This is a genomic window from Cellulomonas taurus, from assembly GCF_012931845.1.
Lineage (GTDB): Bacteria > Actinomycetota > Actinomycetes > Actinomycetales > Cellulomonadaceae > Cellulomonas > Cellulomonas taurus.
The window spans coordinates 233,079-253,589 of sequence record NZ_CP051884.1; the positions used below are offsets into that span (position 1 = coordinate 233,079).

Annotated in this window: 21 protein-coding genes; 7 read left to right on the forward strand and 14 right to left on the reverse strand. The window is 71.6% G+C overall.

Annotated elements, in window-relative coordinates; all coding sequences use genetic code 11:
- Positions 1 to 14 precede the first annotated feature (14 nt).
- The 10 genes from HGK68_RS01030 to HGK68_RS01075 all read right to left on the reverse strand — a co-directional run bounded on the left by HGK68_RS01030 (position 15) and on the right by HGK68_RS01075 (position 9,650).
- Positions 15 to 908 (reverse strand): hypothetical protein, encoded by an 894-nt coding sequence (locus HGK68_RS01030; protein ID WP_169164292.1) that lies wholly within the window; start codon positions 906 to 908, stop codon positions 15 to 17.
- Positions 905 to 1,924 carry a VWA domain-containing protein gene (locus tag HGK68_RS01035; RefSeq protein WP_169164293.1) on the reverse strand — a complete coding sequence of 340 codons (1,020 nt, stop codon included), beginning with the start codon at positions 1,922 to 1,924 and terminating at the stop codon, positions 905 to 907. The genes HGK68_RS01030 and HGK68_RS01035 overlap by 4 nt, the downstream gene beginning before the upstream one ends.
- Complete coding sequence (locus HGK68_RS01040; RefSeq protein WP_169164294.1) at positions 1,921 to 2,946, reverse strand: vWA domain-containing protein; 1,026 nt, start codon at positions 2,944 to 2,946, stop codon at positions 1,921 to 1,923. Before HGK68_RS01040 ends, HGK68_RS01035 begins: the two co-directional genes overlap by 4 nt.
- Positions 2,940 to 3,437: a hypothetical protein gene (locus HGK68_RS01045; RefSeq protein WP_169164295.1), complete on the reverse strand. Its 498-nt coding sequence runs from the start codon at positions 3,435 to 3,437 to the stop codon at positions 2,940 to 2,942. The genes HGK68_RS01040 and HGK68_RS01045 overlap by 7 nt, the downstream gene beginning before the upstream one ends.
- Entirely contained in the window at positions 3,427 to 4,344 is a 918-nt protein-coding gene (locus HGK68_RS01050; RefSeq protein WP_169164296.1) for a DUF58 domain-containing protein, read from the reverse strand. The genes HGK68_RS01045 and HGK68_RS01050 overlap by 11 nt, the downstream gene beginning before the upstream one ends.
- Positions 4,345 to 4,351: 7 nt before the next feature.
- Positions 4,352 to 5,350 (reverse strand): AAA family ATPase, encoded by a 999-nt coding sequence (locus HGK68_RS01055; protein WP_169164297.1) that lies wholly within the window; start codon positions 5,348 to 5,350, stop codon positions 4,352 to 4,354.
- Between the two features lie 134 nt (positions 5,351 to 5,484).
- Complete coding sequence (locus tag HGK68_RS01060) at positions 5,485 to 6,087, reverse strand: hypothetical protein (RefSeq protein ID WP_169164298.1); 603 nt, start codon at positions 6,085 to 6,087, stop codon at positions 5,485 to 5,487.
- Positions 6,084 to 8,123: an alpha/beta hydrolase gene (locus HGK68_RS01065; protein ID WP_169164299.1), complete on the reverse strand. Its 2,040-nt coding sequence runs from the start codon at positions 8,121 to 8,123 to the stop codon at positions 6,084 to 6,086. The genes HGK68_RS01060 and HGK68_RS01065 overlap by 4 nt, the downstream gene beginning before the upstream one ends.
- Complete coding sequence (locus HGK68_RS01070) at positions 8,120 to 8,413, reverse strand: hypothetical protein (RefSeq protein ID WP_169164300.1); 294 nt, start codon at positions 8,411 to 8,413, stop codon at positions 8,120 to 8,122. Before HGK68_RS01070 ends, HGK68_RS01065 begins: the two co-directional genes overlap by 4 nt.
- 91 nt (positions 8,414 to 8,504) lie before the next feature.
- Positions 8,505 to 9,650: a diacylglycerol/lipid kinase family protein gene (locus tag HGK68_RS01075; protein ID WP_169164301.1), complete on the reverse strand. Its 1,146-nt coding sequence runs from the start codon at positions 9,648 to 9,650 to the stop codon at positions 8,505 to 8,507.
- Positions 9,651 to 9,720: 70 nt separating this feature from the next.
- On the opposite strand from HGK68_RS01075, the gene serS reads away from it, so the two are divergent.
- Both serS and HGK68_RS01085 read left to right on the forward strand, forming a co-directional pair.
- Positions 9,721 to 10,998, forward strand: coding sequence for a serine--tRNA ligase (gene serS, locus HGK68_RS01080; RefSeq protein WP_169164302.1), 1,278 nt, complete (start codon positions 9,721 to 9,723; stop codon positions 10,996 to 10,998).
- Positions 10,995 to 11,813 (forward strand): HAD family hydrolase, encoded by an 819-nt coding sequence (locus HGK68_RS01085; RefSeq protein ID WP_169164303.1) that lies wholly within the window; start codon positions 10,995 to 10,997, stop codon positions 11,811 to 11,813. The genes serS and HGK68_RS01085 overlap by 4 nt, the downstream gene beginning before the upstream one ends.
- A gap of 7 nt (positions 11,814 to 11,820) precedes the next feature.
- On the opposite strand, the gene HGK68_RS01090 is transcribed toward HGK68_RS01085, so the two are convergent.
- Both HGK68_RS01090 and HGK68_RS01095 read right to left on the reverse strand, forming a co-directional pair.
- Positions 11,821 to 12,354 carry a hypothetical protein gene (locus tag HGK68_RS01090; protein WP_169164304.1) on the reverse strand — a complete coding sequence of 178 codons (534 nt, stop codon included), beginning with the start codon at positions 12,352 to 12,354 and terminating at the stop codon, positions 11,821 to 11,823.
- Positions 12,354 to 13,013 (reverse strand): hypothetical protein, encoded by a 660-nt coding sequence (locus HGK68_RS01095; protein WP_169164305.1) that lies wholly within the window; start codon positions 13,011 to 13,013, stop codon positions 12,354 to 12,356. The genes HGK68_RS01090 and HGK68_RS01095 overlap by 1 nt, the downstream gene beginning before the upstream one ends.
- 150 nt (positions 13,014 to 13,163) lie before the next feature.
- On the opposite strand from HGK68_RS01095, the gene HGK68_RS01100 reads away from it, so the two are divergent.
- From HGK68_RS01100 to HGK68_RS01120, 5 genes are all read left to right on the forward strand, one after another.
- The gene (locus tag HGK68_RS01100) at positions 13,164 to 14,174 is read left to right on the forward strand and encodes a LacI family DNA-binding transcriptional regulator (protein WP_169164306.1); all 1,011 of its coding nucleotides are present in this window, start codon (positions 13,164 to 13,166) and stop codon (positions 14,172 to 14,174) included.
- Between the two features lie 99 nt (positions 14,175 to 14,273).
- Positions 14,274 to 15,665, forward strand: coding sequence for an ABC transporter substrate-binding protein (locus tag HGK68_RS01105; protein ID WP_169164307.1), 1,392 nt, complete (start codon positions 14,274 to 14,276; stop codon positions 15,663 to 15,665).
- Between the two features lie 128 nt (positions 15,666 to 15,793).
- Complete coding sequence (locus HGK68_RS01110; RefSeq protein ID WP_169166863.1) at positions 15,794 to 16,753, forward strand: carbohydrate ABC transporter permease; 960 nt, start codon at positions 15,794 to 15,796, stop codon at positions 16,751 to 16,753.
- Positions 16,753 to 17,691 (forward strand): carbohydrate ABC transporter permease, encoded by a 939-nt coding sequence (locus HGK68_RS01115; protein ID WP_169164308.1) that lies wholly within the window; start codon positions 16,753 to 16,755, stop codon positions 17,689 to 17,691. The genes HGK68_RS01110 and HGK68_RS01115 overlap by 1 nt, the downstream gene beginning before the upstream one ends.
- Positions 17,692 to 17,975: 284 nt before the next feature.
- Positions 17,976 to 18,920, forward strand: coding sequence for an EamA family transporter (locus tag HGK68_RS01120; protein ID WP_169166864.1), 945 nt, complete (start codon positions 17,976 to 17,978; stop codon positions 18,918 to 18,920).
- Here the strand turns inward: HGK68_RS01120 and HGK68_RS01125 are convergent.
- Both HGK68_RS01125 and HGK68_RS01130 read right to left on the reverse strand, forming a co-directional pair.
- Positions 18,917 to 19,402: a bacterial proteasome activator family protein gene (locus tag HGK68_RS01125; protein ID WP_246260473.1), complete on the reverse strand. Its 486-nt coding sequence runs from the start codon at positions 19,400 to 19,402 to the stop codon at positions 18,917 to 18,919. The genes HGK68_RS01120 and HGK68_RS01125 overlap by 4 nt on opposite strands.
- A 37-nt stretch (positions 19,403 to 19,439) precedes the next feature.
- Positions 19,440 to 20,423 (reverse strand): NAD(P)H-quinone oxidoreductase, encoded by a 984-nt coding sequence (locus HGK68_RS01130; protein ID WP_169164309.1) that lies wholly within the window; start codon positions 20,421 to 20,423, stop codon positions 19,440 to 19,442.
- Positions 20,424 to 20,511 lie beyond the last annotated feature (88 nt).

Consider the following 20,511-nt stretch of genomic DNA (forward strand, 5'->3'; position numbering starts at 1 on the left):
GGCGGCGTCGCCGGTCACCAGGGCCGGTCGACCCCGCCGCCGGAGCCGTCGCCCTCGTCGCCCTCGTCCTCGCTCTCGGAGCCGCCGCCGCCCTCGCCCTGGTTGCGCTCCTGCAACTCCTGCTGGCGGTCCTGCTCCTCCTGCTGTTCCTGCTGCTGTTGCTGTTCCTCCGACTGCTCGCCCTGCTCCCCTTGCTCGCCCTGCTGGCCCTGATCGGTGTTCGGGTTCAGCTGGTCGCCCAGGTCCTCCGCGCCGTCGGCCTTGTCCTGCAGGTCCTGTGCCTGGTCCTCGGCCTCCTGCTGCTCGGAGTCGGAGCGCTGGTCGTCGCAGCTCGGGTCCAGCAGCGCCTCCGCGGCGGCCGCGTAGTTGTCCTGCGCCTGCTCGGTCAGGTCCTGACCGGCGTCGACCAGCTCGCCCAGGGTCCGGTCGCCCCACTCCGGGTCCTCCGGCAGCGGCTCGCCGGAGCCGCGCAGCCGGGACAGCTCGGCGATCCAGACCGCGTACTGCCCGGCCTCGGCCATCGCCTCGTCGGCGACCCCGGACAGCGCGACGGCGCGGTTGGTCTGCACGTCGCACCGGGCGTCCTCCGGGGCGAGTCGCAGCGCGCGGTCGAAGGAGTACAGCGCCAGGCGGGCCGATTGGCCGTCGGCCATCCGCGCGGTGCCCTCGTCGTAGGGCGCCTTCCACTGTTCCATCGGTGCCCACTGGTCGAGCCAGGCGAAGGTGTCGGCGCCCCGGCCCGCGTCGCCGTCCCGGTATGCCGAGGCGGCCGACCGCGCCGACAGGGTCATGCCCAGCAGCAGGGCGGCAACCACCAGGGCGGGCAACCAGACGAACGCCGACCAGCCGATCAGCGCACCACGGGCCGGACGCCGGTCGCGCGGGGGCAGCAGGGGACGTCGGCTCATCTCTCCACCCGTCCCTTCCTGCGCATCGGCACCCAGCCTCGCACCAGCAGCCACGCCTCGACCAGCAGGATCAGGGCCAGGGCGATCGCCGCGGGCCAGACCACCGGGTTCCAGATCATGATCTGTCGGCCCTCGGCGCGCAGCTCGCTCTCCGCCTGCACGTCGCCCACCAGGTCGGTCAGCTGCGCCTGGTCCGGGCCGACCCGGTGCACGTAGGGGATGCCCAGCTCGGAGGCGACGGTCTGCAGGGCGGCCTCGTCGATCACCGACACGGCCTCGGCACCCGCGGAGTCGGTGATGTACCCGCTGCCGTCGTCCTTCTTCATCCGGCCGCCCTCGGTGGTGCCGTAGCCCAGCACCGCACCACCGTCGACCAGCGAGGCCATCGACGCGTAGGACGGGACCTCCTCGTCGTCGGTGGACTCGCCATCGGACAGGAAGAACACCAGGCGCACGTGATTCGGCTGCGCCTCGGCTGCGCTCTGCAAGGCGTCGGCCAGCAGCTCCACCGGGCGGCCGACATTCGACCCGCGGGACTGGGCCGTCGGCTCCTGGCGCAGGGTGTCGGCCCAGCTGCGCACCGCCTGGCCGTCACTGCTGAGCGGCAGCTGCCGGGTCGCCGACGAGTCCCAGGACAGGATCGAGTAGCGCGCGCCGGGCACCGCCTGGACCAGCGCCGGGAGGTCCTGCTGCACGCCGGACAGTCGGGTGCTGCCGTCCACGTAGTCCTCGGCGACCATCGACCCGGTGCGGTCCACCACCAGGAACACGTCCACCCCGACGCCGACCTCTTGGCTGCTCGGTCGGCTGACCGAGGGACCGGCGCCGATCACGGCCAGGGCGATCACCGCCACGATCCGCAGCACCCAGTGCCCGGTGCCGCCGATGGTCAGGCCGCGCCCGGAACCACCGGACGAGGACCTGCGTTGCACGAACGCCTGCCAGACGCAGAACGCCAGCAGCGGCAGCAGCAGGACGACCAGCGCTGCCACCGGGATCAGGGGACGCAGCGTCATGACCTCACCCGCCACTGCAGCACCCAGAAGCCCGCCAGCGCGAGGACCAGTCCGAGGAACCAGGTGCGCGGGGTGTCGGTGATCCGGATCTCCGGGTCGGTGTCCAGGACGGCGGTCTGCTGCTGCACCACCTCGTCCAGGATCCCGTTGATGGCATCGGCGTCGTCGGCGAACCAGGTGTGCCCGCCCGCGTCCTGGATCAGGCTGCTGAACTCGATCTCCAGCGCACTGCCGCGCAGCGCGGCCGGTCCGCCGTACAACCCGAACAGGGTGATGTCGCGCTCCGAGGTCAGGTCGATGGCCTGGGCCAACGAGTACACCGGGTCGCCCAGCAGCTCGTTGTCGGTGACCAGGATGATCGACCGGGACCGGGTGTCGTCCTCCTGGTCGAACAGCAGACCGCAGGACGCCAGACCGTCACCGATCAGGGACGCCTGGTCGTCGCCGAGGTTGATCGTGCCCGCCGTCCAGCGCTCGTAGGCGTCCAGGGCCTCGGTGGAGAAGAACCCGCCGGAGACCCCGTCCAGCACCCGCGCGCCCTCGTCGATCTCGTCCAGGGCGATCGGGTAGTCGTCGGTCAGTGGGAAGACCGTGCGGCTGGTCGAGTTGAAGATCGACAGCCCGACCCGCTCGCCGCGGAAGTTCTCGATCAGCTCGGTGAACCGGTTCAGCACCGCGGCGTCGTAGTCGACCATCGACCCGGACACGTCCAGGCAGATCACGATGTCCCGGGTGCCGAGTCGCTCGGAGATGGTCTGCTGGTGCATCGGCCGGGCGATCAGCACCGCGGCGCAGGCCAGGCAGACCGCCAGCATCCCGGCGCCGAGGGCGCGCAGCCAGACGTACCGGCGCAGGGCGGTCCTGACCTCGGGGATCGCATCCAGGTCGGCGGTCGACGCCACCCAGCGGGTACGGCCGGTCCGCCGACGGTCGCGGCGCAGCCAGGCCACCCCGGCCACGGCCAGGGCGACGACGGCCACCACGGCCAGCAGCCAGGGCCAGACGAGTCCGGAGGTCACCATCGGGTGATCACCTCCCGGGCGCGCTCGACCGCCGTCTGCGCCGAGCCGGGCGTCGCACCGGGGGCGGAGAACGCGGGGTCGAGCAGGGCGGCGACCAGCTCGCCGGCGCCGCCGGTCCAGCCCAGTCGACGCAGCTCGGTCGCGGTCAGCGGTTCGGCCTTCACCCCGCGCCGCACACTGGCGAACTCGCGCAGCACCGCCGCGACCTCCAGTGCTGCCACCCGCGGTTCGACCTCTTCGGCGCGCAGTCGGGCCGCGATGTCGTCCAGGTCGGCGAGCCGACGCGACCGGGCACCGGCATAGGGGTCGGTGGGCGTGGCGCCCTGGAGCGGGTCCACCTCCGCGGACCGCTCGGCGCGACCGTCGGCCGGACGGCGGCCCAGCAGCCAGGCGGCGACCAACCAGCCCACGACCAGCAGCACGACGGCGAGGGACCCCCACAGCCAGCCGGCGCCGTAGGTCTTCGGGTCGAGCAGATCGTCAACGCCCACGACGCCTCCGATCCAGCGCCGCCGCCAGTGCGGTGATCGCGTGCTCGGTGTCGAAGACCGTGGCCTGCGGGACACCGAGTCGACGCAGCATCTGGTCGCGGAGCGCCGCCTGGTCCGCCCGGTGCCGGGCCAGCGCCTCGCGGGCCTTCCGATTGCCGCGCAGCACACCGGGCACCGCCCAGCCGTCCAGCACGTCCTGCGAGGGTGCCGCCGCCGGGTCCAACGGATCGGCGTCGGCGACCACCAGGGCGACCACCCGGTGCCGACCGCCCAGCAGGCGGGTGATCGCGGGTGCCGCCGCCGGGGTCAGGCCCGCGGCGTCGGTGACCAGCACCACCAGCGCGGGGGTGCGGGACAGCGCACGCACCCGCTGCAGCACCCGCACCACGTCCGGCGCGGGACCGTCGGTGGTGAGCACCTCGTCCAGACGGCGCAGCAGCAGCTCCAGGTTGGCCCGGCCAGTGCGCGGCGACACCCGGACCAGCCGCTCGGCGTCCCCGGCGACCAACCCGACCGGGTCGCCGCGGTCCAGACCCAGCGTGCCGACGATCCCCGCCAGGTGCCGGGCGATGTCCGCCTTGGTCTCGCCGGAGGCGGCGGTGGCGGCCATCGTGCGGCCGGAGTCCACCACCACCAGCACCGGAGCGGCGGCGTCCCGCTGGAACCGCTTGATCACCGGCACCCCGGTCCGGGCCGACGACTTCCAGTCGATGTCCCCGACGTCATCGCCGGGGGTGTAGAGCGCCAGGTCGTCGAAGTCCTGGCCGTGACCCTGGAGCGTGGAGGCGTGCAGCCCGTCGCGCAGGCTGGTGGCGCGGCGCACCGTGGGCAGGCTCAGGACCGCCCTGGCCTGATCCACCCGTGCCGCCACCGCGTCCAGCGGCGAGCCCTCCTGCTCCTCGGTCATGTCGCGCTCAGGGCGTGGGCACCGCGGCGAACACGGCGTCGATCAAGCTCTCCGCGGTGACCCCGTCCACCAGGGCGTCGAGGGTGCGCACCAGCCGGTGCCGGAGCACCGAGTGCCGCAGCGCCTTGACGTCCTCCGGGATCACGTACGCCCGACCGGCCAGCACGGCCAGCGCCTGCGCGATCTGCATCAGAGCGATCGACCCACGGGGGCTCGCGCCCACCCGGACGTGCCGCTGGAGACCGGCGATCGGAGCCGGGCCGCCGCCACGGGTGGTCGCGACCAGCGCCACGATGTACCGCCGGATCGCATCGTCCACGTACACCCGACGGGTCAGGTCCTGCAGGAACCGGACGTCGTCCAGCGCCACCGGCTGCCCGGTCATCGGCGCCGACTGCGCACCCGAGGAGATCCGACCCAGCACCTCGATCTCCTCCGGCGGCGCCGGATAGTCGAGCACCTCCTTGAGCAGGAAGCGGTCCATCTGCGCCTCGGGGAGGACGTAGGTGCCCTCCTCCTCGATCGGGTTCTGGGTCGCCAGCACCACGAACGGCTTGGGCAGCGGGTGCACCTCGCCGCCGATGGAGGTCTGCCGCTCCTGCATCGCCTCCAGCATCGCCGACTGGGTCTTGGCGCTGGACCGGTTGATCTCGTCCAGGAGCACCACGTTGGCGTGCACCGGACCGAGCTGCGTGCTGAACGCGCCGGTGGAGTAGTTGAGGATCTGGGTGCCGACGATGTCGTTCGGCATCAGGTCCGGCGTGCACTGGATCCGGTGAAAGCTGCCTGAGATCGACGCGGCGAGCGCCTGGGCGGCGGTGGTCTTGGCCAGACCGGGGACCGACTCCAGCAGGATGTGCCCGCCCGCCATCACCGTGCACAGCAGGGCGGTGCGCAGATTGCGCTGGCCCACGACCCGCTGGTCGAAGAAGTTGCCGATCTGCCCCACGAGCGCCTGGGCGTGCTGCAACTCCCGCTCGCTGATCCGGGTGTCCCCGTCGGTCATGGGTGGCCTTCCTGTGTGCCGGTACGTCGCCGCGGGCAAGTATGTCCTGCCGAGAGGCCCGACGGGCGGCCGACAGGTAGTGCGGCCGGGTGTCGTGTGACCCGAATGAGTGGTGCTGGTGGGTGGAGCACGGCTCATGAGGTGGGTATGGGGGCGGGGGTGAAATAGCGCTCGGGGTGCTCGCGGTCGTAGGTGAGGATGTCGTCGGGCGGGGTGAAGCACGGGGTCGAGACGTCCAGGTCGATGTAGTTGGCCCACCCTTCGTCCAGTCCCGCTCGGGTGACGCCGCTGATGACGATTCCAGCGTCGTGATAGTCAAGGGTGACCGACGGCGGGTTCCCGTGGTCGCGATCGTCGCGAACGATGACGGCACCGTCGTTGAGGTAGTCGGCGATGAAGTCGTCGATCAGATCGAGGCCGGGCCGGTCGGTGTCGATCGCGAGACGGGGGCCGGTGGACCACCGGATGGATGCGGGCGGTTCGCCCTGGTCGCGCGGGGTCCAGGTGCAGTCGAACCAGTACTCGCCCTCGTAGTACGAGCGGTACACCTCGATGGGGATGTCGGGGAAGGTGTCGCGGAAGTGCTGGATCAGGTCGTCGGTGACGGTGACGGCGTTGCGGTAGGCAGCGTCGGAGGTGGCGCGCAGGGCGTTCTGGTCGGGTTGTCGGTTGCACCAGGCGGAGGTGGCGAGGACGGCGACGATGAGCAGTCCGATCAGGATCTGGCGGCGGGTCATGGCACATCCACCGTCGGCGGCACGAAGGTCGGGTCGGCCATGGGGTACTCGACGTGATTGCGCAGTTCTCCGCCCGGGCCGCGGTCCCAGACCTCCTGTGGTGGGGTCCAGGTGGTGACGTCACCGCCGATCAGCACGCTGTAGATGTTCTGCCAGGCATCCGGCTTGGTGTCCGAGCCCTCGGTGCCGAAGACGCCCGAGTGAGCGGGGCCGCCCTGGACCAGAGGGCTGTGCGGGTCGGTGCTGTCCACCCGACCGGTCTCCAGGCGGGTGATCCCGGGGAGGACGTTCGGATCGGTGCCGTGACCGAGCGGCCCGACGGACATGCCCTGGGCGTAGATGATCGGGTCGTTCGGTGCCGTCATGACGTAGCGCGGGGTGTCCGGTGCCGCATAGTCCTGAGGGGTGCTGACCCCGGGTCCGGACCCGGCCGACTCGACGTGCAAGACCCGGTCGACGACCATTCCGGCAGCCTCCGCGGCACCGACCACCGACCCGCCGTACGAGTGGCCGACAGCCGTGACCGTCGCCCCGGTGGTCGCCCGGACACCATTCGCGAAGGCCGCCAGGTGCGGGGCGATCGCGCGGGCATAGGCGGAGTCGGCTGCCTCGGCGTAGCCACCGTGCGGCGGATCGGGGGCGATGGTGGCGATGTTCTGCGGCATCGGACCACCGAGGTAGGCGATCACCGCCAGGCCGCCCCCGGCCTCCTTCACGAACTCGGACGCGCGGTCGCGCTGATCCGGCATGTTCTTCAGGTTGGTTCCGGTCCCGCCGACCAGGATTCCAATGCTGGTGGCCTGCACATCGCCGACCACCTCGCCGAACCGGCCGGCATCGGGCTCGAAGAGCACCACCTGATGCCCGGCCGTGTGCCGCGCATCACGCTCGCCCACCACCCAGTAATCGCTCGACTCCGCCAGCAGCTGCCCATACCACCCCTGCCGCGCCTGCAGGTCCGCGATGCTCCCCTCCAACTCCCGCCGCATCGCCACCTGCAGCGGGTCGTTCCCGGTGATGGCGGCGGTCTGCCGTCGCACCCCGGCGATCTGCTCCTCCACGTCCAGGATCGCCGCCCGCACAGCCGTCCGGCTCGCCGCGATCCGCACCGGCAGCGGCATCCCGTCCAGGTTGTGCACCACCCCGGGCCAGGCGCGCGCCAGGTCGGCGAGCTGGTCCGGGCTCATGGATGCGCAGGCGCTCATGACGGCCGCGATCCGAGCATCCGCGTCGACCACACCGAGCGCCGTCGCCAGCGTGGGGTACTCGGCGCCGAACACCTGCCGGTTGCTGTCGCTCATCAGCCGGGTCGCGAGCGCGGGGCAGGCTGCCAGGAGAGCGTCGAGGTCCTGGTCGGAGAGCTGGGTGGCCAACCACCGTAGTGCGGCGTCACCCTGCGGACCGTCGGGCAGACCCCGCGCCCAGGCGGCGATGTCGTGGGTGCCCCGGGCGAGAGCGGTGGGTGGCAGCGTCCCGGTGAGTGTGCCGCCACCTGCCACCCAACTGGGTGGCATCGACCGTTCGAGTCCGGCGCGCAGGCCGTAGTCGGCCTGCTCACGCTCGTCGTCCAGCCGGTCGAGACAGGAGCGGGCACCGCGTTGGTCGTCCTCGCAGCGCTGGACCCGGGCGAGCGCCTGCCAGCGGTCGTCGTCGGTGCTGGACGGGTCGGCGCGCACCCGGTCGAGCTCGTCCTCGGCGCGGGACAGGTCCAGGGTGGTCTGCTGCCACTCGGCGAGGGCCGGAGTGGAGCGGCCCTTGATGCTCGCCACGGTGTACAGGTACAGGTTCAAGGTCTCGGCGCCGACATGTGCTGCGTCGTGGAAGTCGCGGATCGCGGTCACCCTGGGTCGGGCGGTGTCCTCCCATGCGTCGGCACTCCGACCGGACCAGCCGTCGGCGGCCGTGCTGATCGCGCGGTCAGCACGCTCGGCACCCTCCGCCAGATCGGGCAGCACCCGCCCGACCAGGTGGTAGAGCACCTGATCGAAGCTCTCAAGGTCGCAGACTCCTGGGTGGTCCCGGTCCCAGACTCTCATCGCGCGACCTGCACACCGGTGGTCGCCAGACCGTGAGCCAACCGGCCGTCCGCCTCGCCGAGGATCTCGGCAGCTCGCGCAACCTCCTGCGCGCTGACCCGCATCCCTCCCGCCACCGCCCCTGAGGTGACCGACAGCCAGTCGAACCAGGAGTCCACCGCTTCCTGGGCGGAGGTCGACCCAGTGTCCGGCACCGCGGAGCGCAGATCGTGCACCAGATCGTTCGCGACACCGTGCAACTCGCGGTGTGCGGACAGTGCCGCGTCGTGGGAAAGCTCCAGATCAGCCATGCCGAGCAGGGTTCCGGTCGTCGGGCCGCCACGTCCCGGGTTTCGCCGGAATTAAGTAGTGGATCGACGAACTTTGAGTGCGATCACCCAGTCATCGTGCGCCGACCCGGACCACCAGGGCACCCGGGTCCACCCGGGCCGACAGCTCGGTGACCTCGCCGATGACATCGCCGTCCACCTGGACGTGCTCGCCGCCGGCGATGGACACGTGCACCTCGCGGGCGCGGGCGTGGTCGATCCGGCCGATCTTGGCCGGCAGCTGCGGTCGCACCCCGACCCCCTGCAGCACGACCTCGCCGAACAGTTGCGCCCAGCCCGCGACCCCGCCGCGGGTGTCGATGGCGGCGATGTCCAGCCAGCCGTCGTCCAGTTCGGCGTCGGGCAGCAGGGTGATCCCGCCGGGCAGTCGGCCACAGTTGCCGATCAGGAGGCTGCGCACCCGGGTGGGTTCGGTGTCGGCGTCGTCCAGGCGCACGGTGGTCCGCAGCCGGCTGCCGTGCAGGTGCTTGATCCCGGCCACGAAGTAGGCGATCCAGCCGACCTTGGCCTTGAGCTGGTCGTCGGCGTCGGCCACCATCGCGGCGTCGAAGCCGACCCCGGCGATCACCAGGAAGATGTGGTCGCGGGGGATGTCGGTGTCGTCCGGCAGGTCGTCGGAGGCCTCGGCGATGTCGTCGTCGACATTCGACTCGAACTTCAGGACCCGCAGCCAGCCGACGTCGATCGTCCGGTCCATCCCGTCCAGCGCGAGCTGGAACGCCGCCTGCGGGTCACCGATCGGGATGTCGAGGTTGCGGGCCAGCAGGTTGCCGGTGCCGACCGGGACCAGCCCCATCGGCACCCCGGTGTGGGCCAGCGCCTCGGCGACCGCGCGCACGGTGCCGTCACCGCCGAGGGCGACCACCAGGTCCGCGCCCTGCTCGATCGCCTGCTTCGCCTGGCCGATCCCCGGGTCCTCCGGCGTCGTCTCCAGCCACAGCGGCTCGGGCAGGTACTGCTCGGCGCACATCCGGCGCAGCTGCGGGCGCAGGTCGGGCACCCCGGTCTTGGAGGGGTTAGCGACGAAGGCGACCAGTGGCCGCTTCTGCTCCGGCGGGGTCTCCGGCGTCGGCGCCTGCACCGTGCCGCGGAACGGGGCCCGGGCCGGGAGCGCCGCCCGGCGGTTCATCAACCCCAGGATCAGGGCGGCGACCGCCACGATCGTGGCGGCAACGGCGAGCCATCCTTCCCAGGTCATGCACGGGAATCTACGCACATCCGACGACTTCCGCCCGCGACCTGGTCGGATCGCTGAGTAGGCTCGCCTGGTGATCGATCTCAAGCTGCTGCGTCAGGACCCCGACATCGTGCGTGCCAGCCAGGTGACGCGTGGTGACGACCCGGGGCTGGTCGACCAGGTGCTGGACGCCGACGCCCGTCGCCGGGCCGCGCTGACCGACTTCGAGAACCGGCGCGCCGAGCAGAAGTCCCTCGGCAAGCTGGTCGCCGCCGCGCAGGGCGAGGAGAAGCAGGAACTGCTGGCCCGCGCCAAGTCGCTGGCGGAGCAGGTCAAGGCGTTGCAGGCCGACGCGGACGCCGCCGAGACCGAGGCGACCGAGCTGGCCCGCCGGATCGGCAACATCGTGGCCGAGGGTGTCCCGGCCGGTGGCGAGGACGACTTCGTGGTGCTGCGCCACGAGGGCACCCCGCGGGAGTTCGACTTCCGGGTCCGGGACCACCTGGAGCTGGGCGAGGGCCTCGCGGCGATCGACACCGAGCGCGGCGCCAAGGTCTCCGGTGCCCGGTTCTACTACCTGACCGGTGTCGGTGCCCGGCTGGAGCTGGCGCTGCTGAACGCGGCGGTGGACAAGGCGCTGGCCGCCGGGTTCACGCCGGTGATCACCCCGACGCTGGTCAAGCCGGAGATCATGGCGGGCACCGGGTTCCTCGGCGCGCACGCGGACGAGATCTACCGGTTGGAGGCCGACGACCTGTACCTGGTCGGCACCAGCGAGGTGGCGCTCGCCGGCTACCACTCCGGCGAAATCATCGACCTGTCCGCCGGACCGAAGCGCTACGCCGGGTGGTCCGCCTGCTACCGCCGGGAGGCCGGGTCCTACGGCAAGGACACCCGCGGGATCATCCGGGTGCACCAGTTCCACAAGGTGGAGGCGTTCAGCTACACCACGGTCGAGGACGCCGCCGCCGAGCACCAGCGCATCCTGGGCTGGGAGGAGGAGATGCTGGCCCTGGCCGAGCTGCCCTACCGGGTGATCGACACCGCCGCTGGTGACCTCGGGTCCAGCGCCGCCCGGAAGTTCGACTGCGAGGCGTGGCTGCCCAGCCAGGAGCGCTACCTGGAGCTGACCAGCACCTCGAACTGCACCACCTTCCAGGCCCGCCGCCTGGGCGTGCGGGAGCGCACCGCCGACGGTGAGGTGCGCCCGGTCGCCACGCTGAACGGCACCCTGGCGACCACCCGCTGGATCGTCGCCATCCTGGAGAACCACCAGCAGGCCGACGGCTCGGTCCGGGTGCCGGAGGGCCTGCGTCCGTACCTGGGCGGCCTGGAGCTGCTCGAGCCCACCGGAGGAGCATCGCGATGACCCACCCGCGCACCGTGGCCGGGACCCTGATCGCCCTGGACGTCGACGGCACGTTGATGACCTACGACGGGGTGATCTCCGACGAGGTGCGCGCGAGCATCACCGCCTTGCAGGCGGCCGGTGCGCACATCGTGCTCGCCACCGGCCGCGGCGTGCGGGCGACCGTCCCGGTGGCGCACGACCTGGGCATCACCACCGGGTGGGCGGTATCGTCCAACGGCGCCGTCACCAGCCGGCTCGACCCGGAGCTGCCCGGCGGCTACGAGGTCACCCGGCAGATCACCTTCGACCCGGAGCCGGCGCTGCGGGTGCTGCAGCTGGAACTGCCCGAGGCGTACTTCGCGGTGGAGGACCTCGGCCGTGGCTTCCTGGTCACCCGGGGCTTCCCGGAGGGGGAGCTGACCGGCGACCAGCGGGTGTGCGACTTCGAGGAGCTGGTGTCCCGCCCGGCGACCCGTGTCGTGGTGCGCGACCCGGGCCGCACCCCGGAGGAGTTCCGCGAGCTGGTGCGCCGGGTCGGTCTGCACCAGGTCAGCTACGCGGTCGGCTGGTCGGCCTGGCTGGACCTGACCCCGGGTGGCGTGAACAAGGGGTCGGCGCTGGAGGACCTGCGCCGCGACCTCGGCGTCGAGCCCTTCGCCACGGTGGCGGTCGGTGACGGCTCCAACGACGTCGAGATGCTGGACTGGGCGGCCCGCGGGGTCGCGATGGGGCATGCGGGCGACGACGTGCGCGCCGCCGCGGACGAGGTCACCGGCACCATCGAGGACGACGGACTGCTGGACGTGCTGCGCTCGGTGCTCGCCGAGGGCTGACCGGCCCTCAGTGCGGGGCACAGGTGACGGTGGCGGCGCCGATGCCGGGGGAGACGATCGACCAGTCGAAGTACACCGGGTCGGAGGTCCAGCCACCCGGCCCGATCGCCTGGACCTTCACGGTGCCGGACCAGCTGTCGCCGCCGAGTGACCACCCCTCGATCCCCCAGCCGACCTGTGCGGTGTCGGCCGACCAGAACGACTCGCCGAGGGGCAGCATCGGGGTGTTGTCGACGGTGCCGGTCGCCCAGGAGTAGCTGCCGCTGGGCACGTGCGACACCGAGATCTCCACCCGGTACTCCAGCACCGGCAGCCCGTCACCGGCGTCGGTCAGGGTCAGCATGTGCGGCGCACCGCTGACCACGGTGCAGGTGGAGGTCGGCAGCGGCACCTCGTCGGCATCCGCGATGGTGGTGACCGTCTCGGTGCCGAGGGAGCCCGCCCGCGTCCAGCGGTGGCCGCCGCGCAGGGCCACCGCACCCAGGAGCACGATGGCCAGGGCGAGCGCGGTCGCCGCGAGCCGCCGGGATCGGGTGCTCATCACTGCTCCGCCTGCGTGACGGTGAAGGACCAGACGACGTCGGCGTGCGTGCCCTGGTAGGAGTTGGGCGCGTCGGCGGCGAGCCGCATCTCCACGCACAGTCCGGCCGGGTCGGTGCCGTGCGCACCCAGGGGGACCGACGGCTCCGGGCTGACCCAGCCGGTGAGATGGGCGTAACCGGTCGCGGATCCGGCCAGATAGGACGCGTCGGCGGTGAAGTCGGCCGCGCTGCACGGCGCCGTGGAGGCGGTGCGCGCGACCACCCGGTAGTCGACGGCCGCGGCCAGATCACCGACGGCGCTGACGTCGGTGAGTGACAGGTGCGCGGCGGTGTCCGTGTCCGGCGAGGTGCGCACGTTGAACCAGGAGTAGATCGACGGCCCGGCCGCGGGTTCCAGCCGGGTGCCACCCGGTGCGAGTTCCTCCTGGTCCAGGAACAGCTGGGCCGGGTCGCCCGTCGGGTGATGCGCCCACCCGGTCGATCCGGCGGCCTGGCTCTGGGTCTGGAAGGACACGGCGTGGAAGGTCGCGACCGCGTGTTCCCGATCGGTCCAGGTGGCGTCGGTCCACGGCGAACGGCCCACCGCCACCGTCACCGCCAGCGCGCACGCGAGCAGCAGGACGGCTCCCTTCGCGCGGCCGGACAGGTGGGGCGTCATGGCACCCAGCCTGATCCGGGGCGGGATCGGGCGGGGTCGGCCTGCGTGGAAACACGGGGAGCGGGGGGAGGTCTCCCGGCCGGACGCCCGGGTGCTCATCGTCGGGCCGCCGGTGGACCCTGCCCCGCCCGACGATGCACAATCGCCCGCATGGCGCACGGCATCGTCGACGTGGCCCGGGCGGCAGGTGTGTCCACAGCCACCGTCTCCCGAGCACTCCGCGGCCTGCCCAATGTCACCCACACCACCCGGGAACGGGTGCGTCGGGCCGCCGAGGAGCTCGGCTACGTGCCATCGCCCACCGCCGCCTCGCTGGCCACGGGTCGCACCCGCACCATCGGGCTGATCTCGCCCTGGGTGTCGCACTGGTTCTTCGCGCAGGTGATCGAGGGTGCCGAGCGGGCGCTGCGGGCCGAGGACTTCGACGCGCTGCTCTACACCTTCGAGGTCGACCGCGGCACGCGGCGGCTGGCGCTCGACCCGGGGGTGCTCCGGCGACGGGTGGACGGGGTGCTGGTGGTCGGTCTGCCGCTGGAACCTGCCGAGATCGCCGCGCTGGACGAGCTGGGCTACCCGCTGGTCTTCGTCGGACCGGGCGCCCCGGACCACGTCACGGTCGGACTGGACGACGTGGACACCGCGCGCCGGGCGGTGGCGCACCTGGCCGAGCTGGGGCACCGGGTCGTCGCGCACCTGACCGGGGAACCGGACGACGTGCTGGCCTGGTCCCCGGCGGTCCGGCGCGCCCAGGGGTGGCGGCTGGAGGTCGCGGATCGCGGGCTGGACCCCTCGCCGGACCTGGAGGTGCACGGCCACTTCGACGTCGCGGGCGGTCGGGCGTCGATGCACCGCCTGCTGGACGCGCGGCCCGACGTGACGGCGGTGTTCGCCGCCTCGGACGAGATGGCGATGGGCGCGATCCTGGCGGTGCGGGACCGAGGGCTGCGGGCGGGCGAGGACGTGTCGGTGATCGGCGTCGACGGTCACCAGATGTCCGAACACCTCGGCCTGACCACGCTGGCCCAGGACGCGTACGAGCAGGGCGTGACGGCGGCGACGATGCTGCTCGAACTGCTCACCGGCACGCCGGTGCCCCGGGACGTGGTCTTCCCGACCACGTTGATCCAGCGGAGTTCCACCCGGCCTGTGACCGAATTGTGACGCCGCACGGCTTGTCAGCTGGTGATGTAAACGCTTGCATGAGTCCTGATGCACCGGGCGATGAGGCCCGGTAGCCACCACGACGATGTGGAGGACCGCATGACCAGCATCCGTCGGCACCGCAGGAGTGCCGTCATCGCCGGAGGGCTCGGGGTCGCCCTGGCCCTGGCCGCCTGTTCCAGCGGTGGTGATTCCGGGGGCGACGAGACCGCCAGCGGCGGCTCGACCACCACCGACTGTGCCGACTACGACGCGTACGGCGACCTCAGCGGCAAGACGGTGACGGTGTACTCCGGCATCGTGGCGCCGGAGGACGAGCCCTACGTCGAGTCGTACAAGCCCTTCGAGGACTGCACCGGCGCGACCATCGAGTACACCTCGGACAAGAACTTCGAGCAGCAGATCCTGGTGCAGGCCCAGGCGGGCAGCGCGCCGGACATCGCGATCGTGCCGCAGCCGGGTCTGCTGCAGCAGCTGGTCGCCACCGGCAAGGCGGTCGCCGCCCCCGACGACGTCGCCGCCAACGTCGACGAGTTCTGGGGCGAGGACTGGAAGGCCTACGGCACCGTCGACGGGACGTTCTACGCCGCCCCGTCCGGCGCCAGCGTGAAGTCGCTGGTCTGGTACAACCCGCAGATCTTCGAGGCCAACGGCTGGGAGGTCCCGACCACCCTGGACGAGCTATCCGACCTGACCGCCACCATCGCGAAGACCGGCCAGAAGCCCTGGTGCGCGGGCATCGCCTCCGGTGAGGCCACCGGCTGGCCGATCACCGACTGGATGGAGGACATGATGCTCCGGGTGCCCGAGGGCGGCCCGGACGTCTACGACCAGTGGGTCGACCACTCCATCGCCTTCAACTCCGAGGCGCCGACCGCGGCCCTGGACGCCGTGGGCGACTACCTGAAGAACCCGGACTACGTGAACGCCGGCTTCGGTGACGTGAACTCCATCGCCACCACCACGTTCCAGGACGCCGGGCTGGGCATCCCGCAGGGCACCTGCTTCCTGCACCGGATGGCGTCGTTCTACGCCTCGAACTTCCCGACCGACGGTTCGGTGACCGTCGCCGAGGACGGCAACGCCTTCGCGTTCTACCTGCCGGGTGAGACCGCCGAGGACAAGCCGGTGCTCGGTGGTGGCGAGTTCAACCTCGCGTTCTCCGACCGCCCCGAGGTGCAGGCGTTCCAGACCTACCTGTCCACCGACACCTGGGCCAACAACAAGGCCAAGGCGTCCTCGGACATCACCTCCGGCGGCTGGATCTCGGCCAACAAGGGCCTGGACACCGCGAACCTGGTGAACCCGATCGACAAGCTGTCGGCGGACATCCTGCAGGACCCGAACACGGTCTTCCGCTTCGACGGCTCGGACATGATGCCGGCCGCCGTCGGGTCGAACGCGTTCTGGAAGCAGGCGACCAACTGGATCACCGGCCAGTCCACCGCGGACACGCTGGACAAGATCGAAGCGGCCTGGCCCGCCTCCTGATCTGACCTCCCACGACCGGCCCGGACCTCGCGGGGTCCGGGCCGGTCGTCAGCCATCGTCCCCGGTCTCTGGGAGGCACCGTGCACCTCGCCGTCGCCGCCACCACCACAGGCGGCAAGCTCCTCACCATGCTGATCGCGCTGATCGCCTTCGCGGCGGTGGTCGGCATCATCCTGTTCCTGGCCGCCCTCGCCGAGCGACGCGGTCGCCGGCAGACGGCCTGGCTCTTCCTGGCCCCGACCCTGGTTCTGCTGGTGGTCGGCCTGGTCTACCCGGCGGGCCGGACCGTGGTCCGCTCGCTGTACGACGCCGCCGGGTCGCAGTTCATCGGGTTGCACAACTACCTGACGATCTTCAGCTCCGACGAGCAACTGGTCGTGCTGCGCAACACCGTGCTCTGGGTGCTGGTCACCCCGTTCGTCGCCACCGTGATCGGGCTGATCTACGCGATCCTGGTCGACGGGGCACGCGGCGAGTCCTTCGCGAAGGCACTGATCTTCCTGCCGATGGCGATCTCCTTCGTGGGGGCGTCGATCATCTGGAAGTTCGTCTACGAATACCGCGACCACATCGAGAACCTGCTCCCGGGTCAGCAACAGATCCCGCAGATCGGGTTACTGAATCAGGTGATCGTCTGGTTGGGCGGGAAACCACAGCAGTTCCTGATCGACTCACCGTGGAACACGTTCTTCCTGATCGTGGTGATGATCTGGATCCAGGCCGGTTTCGCGATGACCATCCTGTCCGCGTCGATCAAGGCCATCCCGGCCGAGATGACCGAGGCGGCCCGGCTCGACGGCGTGGGCGCCTTCGAGATGTTCCGCTTCATCACCCTGCCGTCGATCCGGCCGACCGTGGTCGTGGTGCTCACCACCATCGCGATCGGCTGCCTCAAGGTCTTCGACATCATCCGGACCATGACCGGCGGGTCGTTCGGCACCAGCGTGGTGGCGAACGAGTTCTACACCCAGTCGTTCTCGGCCGGTAACCAGGGACTCGGCGCCGCGCTGGCGGTGCTGCTGTTCATCCTGGTGGTGCCGATCATCGTCTACAACGTCCGCCAGCTCCGCGCATCGGAGGGTCGCTGATGACCCAGCTCTCTGTTCCCGCGATCCCGGCGGACCCGGGCGTCGACACCGGATCGGGTCGTCGTCGCCGAGGCCGGTCCTCCGCCGCCGACGCCGCCCGGAAGAAGCTCACCTCGCCCTGGGCGTCGCTGGTCGCCGTGATCCTCGCGGTGCTCTGGACCCTGCCCACCTTCGGGCTGCTGGTGACCTCGTTCCGACCCGAGGCCGACATCAAGAACTCGGGATGGTGGACGGTCTTCACCAACCCGACGTTCACCCTGGACAACTACCAGACGGTGCTCGGCTCGACCGGGCAGGACAACCTCGCCCCGTACTTCATCAACTCGATCGCGATCACCCTGCCCGCGGTGATCGCCCCGATCCTGATCGCCGCGCTGGCCGCCTACGCCTTCGCCTGGATGCGGTTCCCCGGCAAGAACACCCTGTTCGTCGCCGTGTTCGCCCTTCAGGTGGTGCCGTTGCAGGTCACGCTGCTCCCGCTGCTGGAGCTGTGGGTCGACATGGGCATCAACCGGACGTTCTGGCCGATCTGGCTGGCGCACACCATGTTCGCCCTGCCGCTGGCGGTGTTCCTGCTGCACAACTTCATGCGGGAGATCCCCGGTGAGCTGATCGAGGCGGCACGGGTCGACGGTGCCGGACACGTCACCGTGTTCTTCCGGCTCATGCTGCCGATGCTCAAGCCCGCGTTGGCGGCCTTCGGCATCTACCAGTTCCTCTGGGTGTGGAACGACCTGCTGGTCGGTCTCACCTTCGGCGGGCAGGCGAACGTCAATCCGCTCACCGTCGCGCTGTTCAACCTGACCGGCACCCGCGGCACCGCCTGGCACCTGCTGTCGGCCGGGGCCTTCGTGTCGATCATCGTGCCGGTGGTGGTGTTCGTCGCCCTGCAGCGGTACTTCGTCCGCGGACTCCTGGCCGGCTCGGTCAAGGGCTGACCCACCCCACCCACCCCACCCACCCACCCCACCCACCCAACCCACCCACTCCGCCCAACCGCCCCGCCCCACCCACCCCGCCTGGCCTCGCCCCGCGTGAGGTCGGCACTTCGCGCCCGAGGTCGGTACTTCGCGCCCGAGGTCGGCACTTCGCCGGGCTCGACCCGGCGCGGAGTGCCGACCTCGGCGCTGTGGTGCGGGTGCGGGTGCGTGTGGGACGTGGGGGTGGTGGGTTGGGGGGTGGGGTGGGTCCGTAGGCTGGGTGGGTGACGAAAGGTGGCCGGATCCCAGCGCCGGTGCTGTTCGTCTTCTCCGGGCTGACCCAGTACGCCGGTGCCGCGCTGGCGGTGGGATTGTTCGCCACGGTCGTGTCGCCGACCGTCGCGTGGCTGCGGATCGCGGTGGCGGCGCTGGTGCTGATCGCCTGGCGTCGACCGTGGCGGGCGCGCTGGACCCGCCGATCCCTGCTGACCGCCGCGCTGTTCGGTGTGGTGCTCGCGGCGATGAACGTGACGTTCTACCTGGCCATCGACGTGCTGCCCCTGGGCACCGCCGTCGCCATCGAGTTCCTCGGGCCGGTGGCGGTCGCCGCCGTGACCGGACGCGGGTGGCGGGAACGGGCCGGGATCGTGGTCGCCGCCGCCGGGGTGGTGGCCCTGGCCGGGGTGCAGCTGCGGGCAGGTGACGATCCCCGGGTGGTGCACGGACTGATCGCCATCGGCGCGGCCGCGGCCTGCTGGGCCGGGTACATCCTGCTGGGCCGGCGGGTGGCCGTCGGCGGTGACCGCACGCCCGAGGACCTCCGCCCGGCCTCGGACGACACGGGCCCGGCGGCCGATGGTGGCCACCCGCCCGTGGACGACGGCCGCCCGGCACCGGATGGTTTCGCCTCGCTCGCGGTCGGCATGCTCGCGGGGGCGATCGTCTTCGCCCCGTTCCTCGCCTCCGGTGCGACCCCGGTGCTGCACGACCCGGGACTGGCGCTCGCGGTGGTGGGCATCGCGGTGCTGTCGTCGGTGGTGCCCTACGCCGTGGAACAGGTCGTCCTGCGCCGGGTCACGGCGGCGACCTTCGCCGTGCTGCTCGCCCTGCTGCCCGCCACCGCCGCGGTGGTGGGGGCGGTCGCCCTGCGGCAGTGGCCGCACGGGTGGGAGGTGGTGGGGCTGCTGTGCGTGTCGGCGGCGATCGTGCTGACGGCGGTGCCCGCCCGGCGCAGGAGGGACGGCTAGAGGTACTGTCCGGGCCCGTTGCCCGGGGATCCGCCCGGCTGCTCGGCGTTCCCCGGCAGCGCTCGACGCATCTGGCCGAGCTGCGCCTGAGCCGCCATCTGCTGCGCGACCAGTGCCGTCTGGATCCCGTGGAACAAGCCCTCCAGCCACCCGACCAGCTGCGCCTGGGCGATCCGCAGTTCGGCGTCCGAGGGCGTGGCGTCCTCGGTGAACGGCAGCGTGATCCGGTGCAGTTCTGCCACCAGTTCCGGCGACAGGCCGTCCTCCAGCTCGGCCAGCGACCGCTCGTGCACCTCGGCCAAGCGGCTGCGGGCGGCGTCGTCCAGCGGCGACGACCGCACCTCGTCCAACAGCTGCTTGACCATGGTGCCGATCCGCATCACCTTGGCCGGTTGATCGACCTGGGGTGCGGAGGATTCTGCGCTGGCGTCGTCGCCGACCACGACGATCCGTGGCCGGTCGGTCGAGTCGTCGGTGGTCATGGTGCGATGCTCCCGCCGACCGACCGGGTGCGCGACCTCAGGGCGTCAACAGCACCTTGCCGAACACCGCGCCCGAGTCCATCAGCCGGTGCGCCTCGGCCGCCTGGTCCAGCGGCAGCGTCGTGTGCACCACCGGGGCGACCCGGCCGTCGGCGATCAGCGGCCACGCGTGCGCGGCGACGTCGGCGATCACCCGGGACTTCTGCTCGACGGTGCGCCAGCGCAGCGTGCTGCCGGTGACGTAGGCGCGCTTGGCCATCAGCTGCATCAGGTCGAGGGTGCCGGTGGCCCCGCGCTGGGTGCCGATCACGACCAGCCGGCCACCGGTGGCCAGCACCTCGACGTTGCTCGCCAGTCCGCCACCGCCCAGCACGTCCAGCACCACGTCGACGCCGCGCCCCTCGGTGGCCTCGTGCACAGCGGCCACGACGTCCTGGGTGCGGTGGTCGATCACCACGTCCGCGCCCAGCTCCCGGCACCGGTCCGCCCGCTCGGGACCACCGGCCGTGGTCAGGACCCGGACCCCCAGCGCCGTGGCGAGCTGCACGGCGATCGACCCGACCCCGCCCGAGCCGCCCTGCACCAGCATGGTCTCTCCGGCGACCAGGCGGCCGGAGTCGATCAGGTTGGTCCACGCGGTGGCGACCGCCTCCGGCAGACCACCGGCCGCGACCAGGTCCACACCGGCAGGCACCGGCAGCACCTGACCGACCGGGACGGTGACCTGCTCGGCGTAGCCACCGCCGCCGAGGAGCGCGGCGACCGGCAGCCCGTCCGGCCAGCCGGCGGCGTCCACACCGGTCCCGCGACCGATCACGGTGCCGGAGACCTCCAGGCCGGGCCAGGACGGCACCCCGGGCGGCGGCGGGTAATGGCCCTCGCGCTGCAACAGGTCGGCCCGGTTCACCCCGGCGGCCGCGACCCGGATCAGCAGCTCACCGGCGCCGGGCACCGGATCGGGGCGTTCGATCACGGTCAGCATCTCGGGTCCGCCGGGCTGTTCCACTTCGATGACGCGCATCCGTCGACGGTACGCCTCGGATGAATCCGTGTTCACCGCTCATGTCCGCGGCTGTTTCGGCCGATGGGGACTGAACGGGTGCCCTCCC

Bases quoted from the DNA above. Each gene is read 5' to 3' on its own strand.
- HGK68_RS01040 (WP_169164294.1), bottom strand. From the start codon at position 2,946: ATGGTGACCTCCGGACTCGTCTGGCCCTGGCTGCTGGCCGTGGTGGCC.
- HGK68_RS01090 (WP_169164304.1), bottom strand. From the start codon at position 12,354: ATGAGCACCCGATCCCGGCGGCTCGCGGCGACCGCGCTCGCCCTGGCC.
- HGK68_RS01055 (WP_169164297.1), bottom strand. From the start codon at position 5,350: ATGACCGACGGGGACACCCGGATCAGCGAGCGGGAGTTGCAGCACGCC.
- HGK68_RS01050 (WP_169164296.1), bottom strand. From the start codon at position 4,344: ATGACCGAGGAGCAGGAGGGCTCGCCGCTGGACGCGGTGGCGGCACGG.
- HGK68_RS01075 (WP_169164301.1), bottom strand. From the start codon at position 9,650: ATGACCTGGGAAGGATGGCTCGCCGTTGCCGCCACGATCGTGGCGGTC.
- HGK68_RS01060 (WP_169164298.1), bottom strand. From the start codon at position 6,087: ATGACCCGCCGCCAGATCCTGATCGGACTGCTCATCGTCGCCGTCCTC.
- HGK68_RS01085 (WP_169164303.1), top strand. From the start codon at position 10,995: ATGACCCACCCGCGCACCGTGGCCGGGACCCTGATCGCCCTGGACGTC.
- HGK68_RS01030 (WP_169164292.1), bottom strand. From the start codon at position 908: ATGAGCCGACGTCCCCTGCTGCCCCCGCGCGACCGGCGTCCGGCCCGT.
- HGK68_RS01095 (WP_169164305.1), bottom strand. From the start codon at position 13,013: ATGACGCCCCACCTGTCCGGCCGCGCGAAGGGAGCCGTCCTGCTGCTC.
- HGK68_RS01105 (WP_169164307.1), top strand. From the start codon at position 14,274: ATGACCAGCATCCGTCGGCACCGCAGGAGTGCCGTCATCGCCGGAGGG.
- HGK68_RS01070 (WP_169164300.1), bottom strand. From the start codon at position 8,413: ATGGCTGATCTGGAGCTTTCCCACGACGCGGCACTGTCCGCACACCGC.
- HGK68_RS01065 (WP_169164299.1), bottom strand. From the start codon at position 8,123: ATGAGAGTCTGGGACCGGGACCACCCAGGAGTCTGCGACCTTGAGAGC.
- HGK68_RS01110 (WP_169166863.1), top strand. From the start codon at position 15,794: ATGCTGATCGCGCTGATCGCCTTCGCGGCGGTGGTCGGCATCATCCTG.
- HGK68_RS01125 (WP_246260473.1), bottom strand. From the start codon at position 19,402: ATGACCACCGACGACTCGACCGACCGGCCACGGATCGTCGTGGTCGGC.
- HGK68_RS01035 (WP_169164293.1), bottom strand. From the start codon at position 1,924: ATGACGCTGCGTCCCCTGATCCCGGTGGCAGCGCTGGTCGTCCTGCTG.
- HGK68_RS01130 (WP_169164309.1), bottom strand. From the start codon at position 20,423: ATGCGCGTCATCGAAGTGGAACAGCCCGGCGGACCCGAGATGCTGACC.
- HGK68_RS01100 (WP_169164306.1), top strand. From the start codon at position 13,164: ATGGCGCACGGCATCGTCGACGTGGCCCGGGCGGCAGGTGTGTCCACA.
- HGK68_RS01115 (WP_169164308.1), top strand. From the start codon at position 16,753: ATGACCCAGCTCTCTGTTCCCGCGATCCCGGCGGACCCGGGCGTCGAC.